General features: G+C 35.1%; 12 protein-coding genes. All 12 read left to right on the forward strand.

Going from position 1 to position 13,213, the window contains the following annotated elements:
* Positions 1-305: 305 nt before the first annotated feature.
* The 12 genes from P163_RS06170 to P163_RS06225 all read left to right on the forward strand — a co-directional run bounded on the left by P163_RS06170 (position 306) and on the right by P163_RS06225 (position 13,099).
* Positions 306-1,073: a DUF6577 family protein gene (locus tag P163_RS06170; protein WP_034888732.1), complete on the forward strand. Its 768-nt coding sequence runs from the start codon at positions 306-308 to the stop codon at positions 1,071-1,073.
* Positions 1,066-2,169 (forward strand): nucleotidyl transferase AbiEii/AbiGii toxin family protein, encoded by a 1,104-nt coding sequence (locus tag P163_RS06175; RefSeq protein ID WP_034888734.1) that lies wholly within the window; start codon positions 1,066-1,068, stop codon positions 2,167-2,169. Before P163_RS06170 ends, P163_RS06175 begins: the two co-directional genes overlap by 8 nt.
* A 106-nt stretch (positions 2,170-2,275) precedes the next feature.
* Entirely contained in the window at positions 2,276-3,472 is a 1,197-nt protein-coding gene (locus P163_RS18455) for a hypothetical protein (protein WP_197055428.1), read from the forward strand.
* 544 nt (positions 3,473-4,016) lie between these two features.
* The gene (locus P163_RS06190) at positions 4,017-6,401 is read left to right on the forward strand and encodes a TonB-dependent receptor (RefSeq protein ID WP_034888736.1); all 2,385 of its coding nucleotides are present in this window, start codon (positions 4,017-4,019) and stop codon (positions 6,399-6,401) included.
* Positions 6,402-6,478: 77 nt separating this feature from the next.
* The gene (locus P163_RS06195; RefSeq protein ID WP_034888738.1) at positions 6,479-7,558 is read left to right on the forward strand and encodes a PepSY-associated TM helix domain-containing protein; all 1,080 of its coding nucleotides are present in this window, start codon (positions 6,479-6,481) and stop codon (positions 7,556-7,558) included.
* A 760-nt stretch (positions 7,559-8,318) separates the two neighbouring features.
* The gene (locus P163_RS18710; RefSeq protein ID WP_262489652.1) at positions 8,319-8,453 is read left to right on the forward strand and encodes a hypothetical protein; all 135 of its coding nucleotides are present in this window, start codon (positions 8,319-8,321) and stop codon (positions 8,451-8,453) included.
* A 21-nt stretch (positions 8,454-8,474) separates the two neighbouring features.
* Positions 8,475-8,819: a single-stranded DNA-binding protein gene (locus P163_RS06205; protein ID WP_034888742.1), complete on the forward strand. Its 345-nt coding sequence runs from the start codon at positions 8,475-8,477 to the stop codon at positions 8,817-8,819.
* A 75-nt stretch (positions 8,820-8,894) separates the two neighbouring features.
* Positions 8,895-9,275, forward strand: a complete 381-nt coding sequence (locus P163_RS06210) for a DUF6876 family protein (RefSeq protein ID WP_034888744.1) — start codon at positions 8,895-8,897, stop codon at positions 9,273-9,275.
* Between the two features lie 11 nt (positions 9,276-9,286).
* Complete coding sequence (locus P163_RS18095) at positions 9,287-9,484, forward strand: hypothetical protein (RefSeq protein ID WP_081891304.1); 198 nt, start codon at positions 9,287-9,289, stop codon at positions 9,482-9,484.
* A gap of 615 nt (positions 9,485-10,099) precedes the next feature.
* Complete coding sequence (locus P163_RS06215; RefSeq protein WP_034888746.1) at positions 10,100-10,480, forward strand: BfmA/BtgA family mobilization protein; 381 nt, start codon at positions 10,100-10,102, stop codon at positions 10,478-10,480.
* Between the two features lie 11 nt (positions 10,481-10,491).
* Positions 10,492-11,523, forward strand: a complete 1,032-nt coding sequence (gene mobB, locus P163_RS06220) for a MobB family relaxase (RefSeq protein WP_034888748.1) — start codon at positions 10,492-10,494, stop codon at positions 11,521-11,523.
* 112 nt (positions 11,524-11,635) lie between these two features.
* Positions 11,636-13,099, forward strand: coding sequence for a type IV secretory system conjugative DNA transfer family protein (locus P163_RS06225; protein ID WP_231556222.1), 1,464 nt, complete (start codon positions 11,636-11,638; stop codon positions 13,097-13,099).
* Positions 13,100-13,213 lie beyond the last annotated feature (114 nt).

Here is a 13,213-nt window from a genome sequence, read left to right on the forward strand (position 1 = left end):
GCAGAAAAAGCTACATTGTGGGAAAAGAGCTTCATTACAAAAGTCTTGGGCAAAACTCCAAAGCTTCCATTTCCATTACGTTTATCCTGCCGCGAAAAAAGCAGCAACGCTTCATTCCTAATCAACACTTTTATTGTTTAGTCTGCTTTAAACAACATTTCTATCGATGGTTTTAGTTATTGTTTTTTTCAAAGATAGTATTAATAATTTCAAATATTTACCACTTTATTCATATAGTGGTAATAATTAGTTTTCAAATATTCGCCACTTTTTTGTATTTTTGGTAAAGTTTTGATATAGAGATTATGCCAAAGATTGTAGAAAATAAGCTTATAGAAGCATTTAAGGAACGTGGTTCTTTTGATAGGGACGAACTATTTCAGTTCTATCTGGACTTTGAACCAGATTTGAAGGAAAGCACCTTTAGTTGGCGAATTTATGACCTGAAGAAAAAGGACATCATCAAAACTATTGGACGTGGATTGTATGTTATATCATATAAACCCAAGTATAAGCCAGTATTGTCCGATAACGTTCTAAAAATAGTACGTAAGACCAATGAACGTTTCGAGCAAATCCATTATGCTATATGGGAAAACCAATGGCTCAATGAATTTACACAGCATCAAGTATCCAATCAAATGATTGTAGTGGAAGTGGAAAAGGAATTTACAGAATCACTTTACTATTATCTAAATGATTCCTTGAAAATGGATTTTTTCTTGAATCCAGATGAAAAGGAAATTGAGTTTTACATTTCTGAAAGTTCTGTTCCAATAGTTGTAAAACATCTTGTTACAAGAGCACCAATAAGTAAGCTGAAAGACAAAAAAAATGTAGTGCCCGTTGCAACACTTGAAAAAATAATGGTGGATTTGTTTGCGGACGAAAACCTATTTCATTTTTATCAAGGCTCTGAACTCATAAATATCTATGAAAAGATACTTGATAGGTACAGCATTAATTTTACGAAGCTCTTTAGTTATGCGAAAAGGCGTAAAAGGGAACAGGAAATCAAGCAGTTTATCAATAACCACATACCGAATATTTTAGAGAATATAATCAATGATTGAAAACAAAAGCTTCACAAAGGAATGGTTGGATATTTTCCGGTCAAAAAAAGAACATAAAGGCATTAACGTAACCATTCTAGAAAAAATGGTTCACGCATTTTCTTTATTAGAACATCTAAAGATAGAAGGGCTTGATTTTGTCTTTAAAGGCGGCACATCACTCGTGCTTTTACTTGAAGAAGGCAATCGGTTTTCAATAGATATCGATATTATTTCGAGTGTAGAGCGTGACCCATTGGAAAAAATTCTTGATGCGGTTGTTGCCAACTCACATTTTAAAAGCCACACTTTGAATAAACGTCGAAGCTACAAAGAAGGCGTTCCAAAGGCACATTATACTTTTGAATTTGATTCAGATTACAACCCGAATGTTCCAGGAACTATTCTTTTGGATGTTCTTTTTGACAGTCCACATTACCCAGAACTTATAGAATCTTCGGTTGAGATTTCGTGGCTATCGATTGCTAAACCTATAATATCAATTGCCACACCTTCGGTAAATTCCATCTGTGGCGATAAGCTTACTGCTTTTGCACCAGAAACCATCGGTATTCCTTATTATAAGGGCGACCAGTTATTTACAATGGAAATCTGTAAGCAATTGTTCGATTTAGGGAAGTTGTTTGAAAACATTACGGATATGTCTATCGTTAAAGCAAGTTTTTCCGCTTTCTCAAAAGCAGAACTATCCTATCGGAGTTCCGATAAAGATTTCAGCAAAAGAAACCTCAAAGAAACAGATGTGCTTTGGGATAGCATAAACACCTGTGCCATCATCGCAAAAAGGGAACGTAATCCAACCAAGGAAACAAAAAAGAGGTTTGAGGAATTAAACCGTGGTATACACAGCTTTGGAAGTGCTTTTCTTATGACAGGAAATTTCAGGATAGAAGAAGCCCTTGCAGCTTCGGCGAGAGTAGCTTATTTGAATGCACTTTTATTACAGCCCGAAATTACTGAAATTGAATATTATGAAGGACAGGATATATCTACACTTACTATAGAAAAAAAGGATTGGTTATTCTTGAACAAATTAAAACGACAACCAGATAAAACCATCTTTTATTATTGGTACAAGGCAGTGGAATTATTATAAGTATAAAAAAAAGGAGGCTAATCAGATCATAGTATTGTAAGCCTTCCTAAAACATACCACACCTAACTAAACAAAAAACTTAAGGAACAGGATTAATTAAGATATAATGACACCTTCAGAAAAATACGTAGCGAATTTATGTAAGAAGTCTTTTTTACCATTTTGGAGTTTTCCAAATCCGTTGGGCAAGAAAGACAAAGAGTTATGTGATGTTCTTGTTGTATGCGGTAACACAATCATTTTGATATCTGTTAAAGATATCCAAGTATCAAATCATAAAGATAAAAGTGTTCAGAATACAAGGTGGATTAAAAAGGCTGTGGACGATTCAATTCAACAGCTTTATGGAGCAGAAAGGTTTTTGAAAAATATTAAAGAAATAAAATTAAAAAACCGTATTACAAAGGTTAAGCTACCAGATAAAAAATTGCAAACCATTTATAGAATTGCAATTGCCTTTGGAAGTGATTATGATTTTCCGTTACCAATGGGAATAAATAAGAGGGGTTTTATACACGTATTTGACGAAAAGTCAACAGCAACTATTATAAGTGAACTTGATACAATAACTGATTTTACAAGATACCTGGAAGTAAAGGAAAGTTTTCTTTCTTCGAATCATATGTTACTTCCAGAAGAAACCGATTTTTTTGCCCTTTATATCCAAACAGGGCTTGAATTTGATTATCCAGTTGATGCAGTAGCTGGTTCAGGTGGACTTTGGGAAAGTTATATTAAGTCAGAAGATTATAGTGATTGGAGAAAACGTATTATACCGAGTTTTATTTGGGATTATATGATAACCCAAATACACGAATATCATATAAATAAAACAACAAATAGCCAGCAAATTCAAGATTTAGAAAATGCAATCCGAATAATAAACCAAGAGGACAGAATACACAGAACTGAACTAGGTTTAGCCCTTGATAATGCCATTAAAAAGAAATCAATTGGTAGAATGCTTCTTCCACAGCCAGGTGCTAAACATATGTATGTATTTATGCCTCTAACCCAAAAAAATTGGGAGGGAAAAGAGAAAGAGTTAGAGTTGAGATGTATTGTTGCACGATATTTAAATCCCTCCGTAGAAACAATTATTGGAATAGGTATTGGTTCAAACGGTAAAGATGAAAGTGTGTATGATATCTGCTATCACTACATTCCTGAAATCACTGATGAATTTATAAAAAATGCAAAAGAAATACAGCAGAAGCTAGGATATTTTAAAAATCCAACACAATCCCATAATTCCGAATATTCAGTTGAAAACTTTAATGGATTTGGAATTAACAATCCATAATTTCCAAATTATAAATTGATAATCTGTCGTCATAATGGTGCTTTGACTTTAACAATATTGATTGTTCAAATCAACATTCAGCCCATTCCCCTACATTCCACAGAAAAAGCTACATTTCGGGAAAAGCGCTTCATTATAAAAGTCTCGGGCAAAACTCCAAAGCTTCCGATTTGTATTCCACTTGTCCTCTTGTTCCCGAGAAAAGGCGGGAAGCGGTCAAACTCCATTCCAATCTACATGATTGAAGTCAAGTCCACTTTAGTTCCTACTTAACACGATTAATCCATTTTCAAAACCCGGTCAGCACATTGCCGCTGTATTTCGCGAAAAGCTACATTCCGGGAAAAGAGCTTCCCTACATAGGGCTGGGGCACACTTCATAGACTTAGATCTTCTTTTCATTTATTCTATTCAAATATATACAGAGGCTGCAATCCCTTTTTATTCTTTTAAAAAAAGTTATAAAAAAAGAAAAAACTTCCTTGCCAAATTAAAATTAGGCATATATATTTGTCACTATTTTTAATAAATCTAAATAAGAATAATGAAATATTTTACTTTATCAGCTTTGATGCTTCTTAGTGTATGTGCATTTTCCCAATCTACTTTACAAGGTGAAATCAAAAATGAATTGAACATACCTCTAGCTGGAGCCACAATCTATCTACAGGAATTACAAAAAGGAACTACTACAAATTTTGACGGATTATATACCTTAAAAGATATTCCTGAAGGAACTTGGACAGTAACAGTGAGAATGTTAGGGTATCAAACCAGCAAAGCAAAGATGGAATTTACCAACAATAATTTAGAAACTTATAGTACCACATTAAAGGAAGATTACGGTAATCTGGACGAGGTAGTGATTTCAGCAAGCCGAAATCCAGAATATCTTTCTGAAATTCCTGCTTCCATCACTGTTGTTAATTCTGCGAAACTTAAAGAATTCACCAAATTAACATCCAATATTAATGAAATTTTAGCGTATACAGTGCCAGGACTTGCTGTGAGCACTGGAACTTCCTCCAATTGGGGGCAAACTTTAAGAGGCCGGTCCTTACTGGTAATGGTAGATGGAATTCCTCAATCTACCCCATTACGAAATGGACTATTAGGAATTAAAAGTATAAATCCTAATGATATAAACAGGGTTGAAGTCATTAAAGGGGCAACTTCGATATTCGGAAATGGTGGTAATGGAGGCTTTATTAACTATATCACTAAGAGCCCGACTACTATTGAGAAAATAAGCGGAACGACCGAAATTTGGGGAACCTCCCAACTTTCTAATTCAGAAAATGCGCTGGGATACGGTGTTTATCAATCCTTTACTGGCCAGCTTAATAAATTTAATTATTATGTTAGTGGAAGTATAGAACAAACTGGAAATAAATATGATGCAGAAGGAGTGCCTCTTCTTCCAACGTATGGTCTTGATAATACAAATATTTATAGTACCTATGCTAAGCTTGAGTATTTGCTTTCTGAAAATCAAAAATTGACTATAAACGGAAATCTTTATAAATCGCTCCAAGACTCCCCTTTTATCCCAGTATTTGCAGAGGTTCAGGTATTTAATGAAGATGGAGACTATGCCTTGCAGCCAGGCTTCGGTATCGAAGGTTCAATTCCAGAAGAGCAACCTACAGGTTCCCAATTAATAAATGGGAGATTAAAATATAATTTGAACTCAATTTTCTCAGGGACTACCGATTTTGAAACCGACCTGTATTATTCGAAAGCCAAGAGTATTTTCTTTTATTCTGATAAATTTGAAAATGGCGGACAATCTGTTATCAATTCAGAAAAATATGGTTTAAGACCTAATTTCAATACTCGAATCAATTTATTTAATGGTACTGATATCTCATTTATATATGGTCTGGATCTATTAAGGGATAAAACTAATCAGGGTTTGATAGATGGAAGATTGTGGGTGCCAAATATTGAACTTATGAGTGTTGCACCATATTTACAGACTACTTTAAAATTGGACAAAAAGTGGGCGTTTAAAGCAGGAATACGTTATGATGATTTGAAAATGGATATTGCCAATTATAACACTCTTCCGTATTCGCCTAAGGGAGATGGTAATTTTAATCCTTCGGTTTCAGTTGAAGGAGGGGAGCTTGCATTCGATAATCTTGCATTTAATTTAGGCCTAAGATATATTGAACACGATGAATTTATTCCATATATAAGTTATTCTCAAGGATTTTCTATCGCCGATTTAGGTTCTATTTTAAGATCTGCGAGAGCTGAAAGTATAGACAATATTCAACTAGAACCAGCGGTTACCAATAATTATGAATTCGGATTTATTTCGAAATTTAATAATCTTCGTCTAGAGGCTGTGGGATACTACAGTACCTCAAATTTAGGCACCGGAGTTGTATTTAGTGATGAGGTAAATTCATTTATACCGTCAGAACAACCTCAAAAAATATTCGGTGGGGAGCTAGCAGTAGACTATGCTTTTCCAAACAATAAATTAATTTTGGGAGCTTCGTATTCTTATGTGGAAGGACTTAAAAACCCTAAAGACGATAAAAATAACTTAAGTTATGTTGGTGGCGATGTTATTTCTGCTCCCAAATTAACAGCTTATGTCACTTGGAGCCCAACTGAAAAGATAAGTACTTCCTTGAGGGTTTTAAATTTGGGAGATCGAAAAAGGTTTGATCCGTTTCAGGATGCAGAAGGTAATTTTGCTTTTAGACATACGGAGTTTCCAGTTAATGGGTATACGATAGTTAATCTATCGGCTACTTATCAGATAAAGAGCAATATTGATGTTTCCTTAGGAATAAACAACCTTTTAAACGAGTATTATTTGCCCGCAAGATCGCAGTGGGCTGCTCCATTAAGATCTTTTAGTGTAGTAGGAGAAGGAGCTAATGCCCGTCTTGGTGTAACTTATAATTTTTAAATATTGGATTGCCTTTGTTTATGAATTTCAATTCATAAACAAAGGCAATCCAACTTCACAAACAAAATTATTACTTGATGCTTTTCTCAAAAATAGTTAAGAAATTTCATCTTTATTTAGGATTGTCTTGCGGTATTTTAGCTTCCATATCTGGTCTCACCGGTTCTATGTATGTATGGCAGCCAGAGATAACAGCCGCTTTAAATCCAAATGTATTGAAGGTAGATTCTATAGAAAACATTTCGGAAGAAGCACTTCTAAAAACTTCCTTGACTCTATATGAAAATCAAAAGGATACAGTAGCTAAAATATTCCTTCCTTATCGAGAACAGCAGACTATTTCTATTGCTTATAATAATGGCCAAACTCTTTATTATCATCCAGAAAATGGAAAGGTTCTAGGCCAAAAATCAGCTTCCATATCATTTTTCGAGGATTTATTGAATATTCATCGCACCCTTGGGATTCCTAAAATTGGTAAATACATTGTAGGTGGAAGTGCGCTTTTGTTTTTCCTTTTTCTCTTAACATCTGGAATGTTTTTATGGTGGAAAAAGTACAAGTTTAATTTTAATAAAGGGATTAAGATTAAATGGAAACGAAATAGAAAAAGATTTAACTACGATGTTCATAAAACACTTGGCTTCCTCTTTTTCTTGCCTTTACTTATTATGGCCTTTTCTGGTGGGTATTTTACTTATAACACCTATTATAAAGAGGGTTTTAAGTTGGTAGATACTATTAGCGCAAACAACACACTTAAAAAAAGGATTGAAATAGGAAGTGCTTTAGATGTAAAGGACTTATTGAAGAATCCAGACAAACAATATTCACTGCGAGCAATTTATTTCCCTAAAGATCCAAATGATGCATATCAATTTAGGTACATAAAAGATCGGTTTATTGTTCCCGGTCTTAGAAAAACCAAGGAATTAAAAGTAGATCAAAATGATAAAGTTATTAATGAGACCTCCTTTGACAGCGACCCCATTAGTGAACAAATCGCAGCACAAATGTATCCGATTCATCTTGGAGAGATCGCAGGCTTGCTGGGAAGGATTTTGGTCTTTATCTCTGGATTTGTTCCTATAATTCTATTTATTACCGGTCTGAGATTTTACTACTTTAGAGCGTATAAAAAGAACAATGGCCGTTAGCCATAATATTATAGTTACGATTCTTTATATTTTGTATTTAACACCCTTAACATCCGGATTTCAATTATTTTTTTTAATCTGTTAATAACTTAATTTTCATAACCCGTTCAGCCCATTCCCCTACATTGCGCAAAACGCTCCATTCCGGGAAAAGAGCTTCCCTACCCAGGTTTTGGACACAACTTCAAAGCTTCCGATTTCCATTCCACTTGTCCGCTAATTCCCGAAAAAGTCAGAAAGCGGACAAACTCCATTCCATCTCCATCTTTGAAGTCAAGTCCGCTTTAAATCCTACTTAACAAGATTAATCCATTTTCAAAACCCGGTCAGCACATTCCCCTCATTTCGCGAAAAGCTACATTCCGGGAAAAGAGCTTCCCTACACAGGTCTTGGACACAATCCCCAATTTCTACTTTCCATTCCACTAACCCGATCCGCTATGCTGGAACGGGATGCTTCATTCCCAATCCGAAATCGTGAATAGCGTCCGCTTTATTTGAATTCCATTTAAAGATTTGGTACAGCTTCCTATGTTTTTGTACTTCACATAAACCTTTAGACCTACATCCGCACCCTCATTGTTATACCCTTTTTTTGACAGCAAAATACCAACATTTGGAAGTTGAACGGACTGCATAAACCGCTACGCTGTGCTTCTCTCTTTATAAGTCCTTATCAATTCCAAATATTTCAACTGTATCAGCAACAAAAAAAGGTAACAGCGAGGGCGCTATGGAAAGTAAATCTAAAATGAATCTTATGAAATCTTACAAAAACAGCAAAAAGAAAGCGGCACCAAAAAAAACAAAAAAGGAAAACGCTCCAGATATAATAAGTAAATCACTTCAAAAAAATATAAACGCAAACTGTCTGAATAGTTCAGATAGATTTTAATTAATCTTTAAATATTTTATTATGAGTACTTTAAAAAATCACGTACAGTTAATCGGAAATGTTGGACAAGAACCAACCATTACAAACCTTGAAAGCGGTAAGAAAGTAGCCCGTTTTTCACTCGCCACGAATGAATTTTATAAAAATGACAAAGGAGAGAAAACACAGACAACAGATTGGCACACCGTTGTAGCTTGGGGAAAGACAGCCGAAATTATCGAAAGATATGTAGGTAAGGGTAAAGAGGTAGGAGTTACAGGTAAACTTAAATCTCGTAACTATGAGGATAACGATGGTATAAAAAGATACGTTACCGAAATAGAAGCAAATGAAATCCTTTTACTTGGAAGTAAAAGCGATAGCTAATCATTAAAATTAAAGAGGGCATTTCGTCGAAAGATGCGCCCTCTTTTTATTATTAACTCCTTAACAAAAAACAAAATGAAAGCACAAGTTAACGATATAAAAGAAGGATTACAACATTTTCACGGATCGGAAACGATATTTCAAATCCCATTATTGAGAACTCGATACACCAACGGACTAAAATATTTGGCGGAAGCTGCCGAATGTTTTTGGCTTATTACAGACACTTCCGTAATTGCAAAAAGTCTAATGGATCGAAGCGAATTTATTACCATAGATTTTAAAAGATTGTCCGAGGAAAAACAAGAATTTACAGGTTACGAAGCTGAAATTATTTATACGGATGGCAACGATACTATTTTGGAAAAACACGGGTATCGAGTAACTGATTTTCCGCTCGATGAATTACGGTTATTTTTTGTAAATGATACACTGATGTTACCTAGTGAATATTAAAATTTGAAGCTATGGTATATCTAAATTTTACAGACCTGAACGAGGAAGCTCAGAACCGACTTTTGGAAAATTCAAAGAAGGACGTGGAACGAAAATTTGGCGATAGCATTCGTAAATATGTAAGGGAAAATTATACCTGTTTTGAAACGACAATAGAGGAAGAAGCATTGAGAAATCTATATTCGTATACCTTCATATTCAACGTCTAATTTTTTAAAAATAATAATAAAACACCTCTGAACTTTCGGAGGTGTTTGTCATTTAATCAAGTCGTGAAAAACAGTAATACAAGTGTAAGCATCAAATAACGCACTATGCGTATTTTGTAAAAAAAGGGAAAATTCGCTGTTACCTGATTTTTCCCTTTATTTCAGGTCGGAGGGAATGACCTGTAGATTAAAGTTAAAAACTTTTTTGATTATTCAAAATATTTTATGGCAATTAATGTAGAATTCGTATTTAAATAAAAAAATATGTATCTTTAAATAGCTGAAATTCAGCTTTTAATTTTATGTACGGTTATCCATTTTCTGACTTTCGCCGATAACCATACCCATCAAAAAAATAACATATCGGAAATTTATTTCCCTGAAATGGCAATTGGCTTTTAGCCAGATTGTACGAAATTTTTGTCCCGCTTGGCGGGACGAAAAGGAGTAGCAAGAGGGTAACACGCTACGCGATGTTAAGCACTCCTTTTCGTTTTCAAAACACTGATAATCAGTCACTTGAAAAATATATAATTTCTTGACCTTCAGCAATTTGCGACAAATGGCCTGTATGCCTTCATTTTTAGGGAAAGATTTGCGACAAATCGGCGAATTATGGACTCATTTATCGGAATTAGATTTAAAAAGGAAACAGCCAAACGTTTTCAGGAATTCTCACGTACACACTTCAAATCACACACCGAGGCAATGTCCACGATGCTCGATTTCTTCTTCTATAACGAAATCTCGCCAAAGGAAAAACTAGGTCCGACCGGAAGAACCATCGAAGCCAAATTGCTTAAAAGAATCAATGCAGTTATTGCCATAATGCGAGATGTCGAAAAGACCCAAACCAAGCCGACAGTTGCGATGATAGAATCTCTTTTTCAGACAGAAACACCAGCAAAAAAACCTTTGATTTTGGAGAAGAAATTTATCGAGGAAAAGAAGGAAGTACGCTTTCAAGAGAAGCGAAATCACAACAACGAACTTTAAATTTTTGAGCTATGTATATCACAATTACACCTCAAAAATTAGGAGGCACCTACTCACAAAGTTCAGCGGATTTTGTAGGATATCTGGAGAAAGAAAATCAAGGTTTGGAACAGGAAGAAATGGAAAACTTTTTCAATCAATATGGCGATGAGATTTCAGCAGAAGTAGTGGTAAAAGATATTGATGGAAATGGTGCCAAACTCAAAAAGACGGAACCGAAATTTTATTCGATTACTGTTAGTCCTTCAAAATATGAACTGAACAGATTACAGAACAGCAGCGAAGATCTTAAAAAGTACACGCGCGAGCTGATGAAGGATTATGTTGCTTCCTTTAACCGGGAAATTAACGGACGCCCAATTAACATCGATGATATAAAATACTATGCAAAAATTGAACATCAAAGAACCTTTAAAGGAACTGACATACAGATAAGAGAAAATCAACCCTATGCTACGAAAATACTTCAGCTCAAAACGGAGATCCGAAATGTCAAGGAAGGTAGAAAATTTGGAAATATAAAGGAGATGCAAAGTAAGCTTGCAAAACTAGAAAAAGAAGCCCCTCATCAACAAGATGGAAAACGGATCGTGCAGGGAATGCCAAAGGTTGGAAACCAGAGTCATATACATATCATCGTTAGTAGAAAGGATGCTTCAAATTCGGTGAGTCTTTCCCCAGGAAGTAAGCATAAAGCATCCGAAGTTGAAATGCATGGTAAGAATGTAAAACGTGGTTTTGACCGTGATAAATTTTTTGAGAGTGCTGAGAAAAGTTTTGATAAAACATTCGGCTACCAAAGAAATTTTGCAGAAACCTATAAGGCGAGAAAGGATTTTATTAAGAATCCCAAAGTCTATTTCGCGTCCCTGATGAAATTACCCACTAATGAAAAAGCATTAGCATTCAAATTAATGGGTAAGGCTGGCATTCCGATGATGTCAAGTATTCCAGTCACGCAAGCACAATTGGCAATGAAAATTTTTAACAGGCTACGTCGAGGTGTCGAAGTGGCTATTAAATCAAGTTCCATAGGAATTTGACGAGATAATTAACTAAAAATTAAATATTATGAAAACAAAAAATTTCATTCTCTGTATTCTTTATTATAGTTTCAAATACTATCTCCTGATTACCAATATTTCTATTTTGCTAATGATATTTCTTTTTAGCTATACCATAAATTCTGTATTAAGAGGAATGGTCTATCTAGCATGTCCACTAATGTTTTTGAATACTGTGGCATATGCATATTATTTTGATGGAAAGTTGATAGAAACAGTTCCAGAGAAATATAAGGTTCGATTCAAAACCGCAAACAAAAGTTTTCAAATTGAAAATATCAGGAGGGGTGTTTCAGTTATTGGCTCTGCTGGAAGTGGAAAGACTGAAAGTGTTGTCTATGGATTTCTGAAACACTTCCGGAAAGAAAGATTTTGCGGAATAATCCACGATTATAAAGATTTTGAACTTACTGAAATGGCGTATCCACTTTTTAAAGATGGAAACATTCCTTTTAAGGTTATTTCCTTTGATAAAATCATCCATAGGGTAAATCCTATTGCGCCAACGTATTTGGAGAACGAAGAAAGCGTAAACGAGGTTTCACGGGTATTGATTGAAAACCTTTTGGAGCAACGAGAATCTGGTACTTCAGGAACGACAAAATTTTTCAACGATGCCGCCGAGGGATTAATTGGCGGTTTAATTTGGAAACTGAAAACAACCTATCCCCAATTCTGTACGTTACCACATTTAATAGCGATCTACCAATTTCTTGATACGGACAGCCTTATACAGTTTTTGGAAACCAATACTACCTCACGAGCAATGGCAGATGCGTTTATAAGTGGGAAAGATTCTGAACGGCAGACCGCAGGTGTTAAAAGCACCTTGGCCAATGCGCTGAAGCGAATAAGTACACAGCGTATTTTTATGGCGCTGTCCGCAGACGAGGTGCCACTAGATATAAATAACCCTGAAAATCCATGCGTGATTTCAATCGTAAACAATCCAAAATTTGACACTTCTTATTCGCCTGTGATTGCAACAATCATACACACTATTACAAAGCAAATGAGTGTTCGGGATTCCAAACCATCTTTCCTACTGATGGAAGAGGCGCCCACCATTCGTTTGTTGAACATGCACCGTATTCCCGCAACATTGCGAAGTTATGACATCGCAACGATTTACGTGATGCAGGACAAGATTCAGAACGACATGATGTATGGCGACAAAGCAAGTAAAGCCATTTTAAGCAATCTTTCTTATCAGTTTTTTGGAAAGGTCAACGATCCGGACACCGCGAAATATTACGAACGATTCTTTGAGATAGTTAAAGATCCGACCAAAAGTGTAAGTCGAGGTTATAACCTAGATTTTGATACGCGCGTAACAACGGGAGAGAAGGAAGTCCCTAAAATAAGAGCTGATGTTTTCTTTCGTTTAAAGCAAGGTGAATTTATTACCTATGCGGATGGGAAGGATAAAAAAGTTCAATTTAAGTTGCAGAAGATTGAGAGAGAACTTCCACGGGGTGCAAAAGAATTTTCTAATGCAGATTTGGAAGCTAATTTTGAAAGGGTTTATGAGGAGGCTAGGTCTATATTTAAATAACGTTAAATACCTTAATTCATTGGGCTAAATCGTTAATAAGTGACAATCTTAAAATTATCTCAACCTTTTTTTGCAACTTGAATTTATACCAATATCTTTAACACTTATTTTTAC

Source organism: Gillisia sp. Hel_I_29 (genome assembly GCF_000744275.1).
GTDB lineage: Bacteria > Bacteroidota > Bacteroidia > Flavobacteriales > Flavobacteriaceae > Gillisia.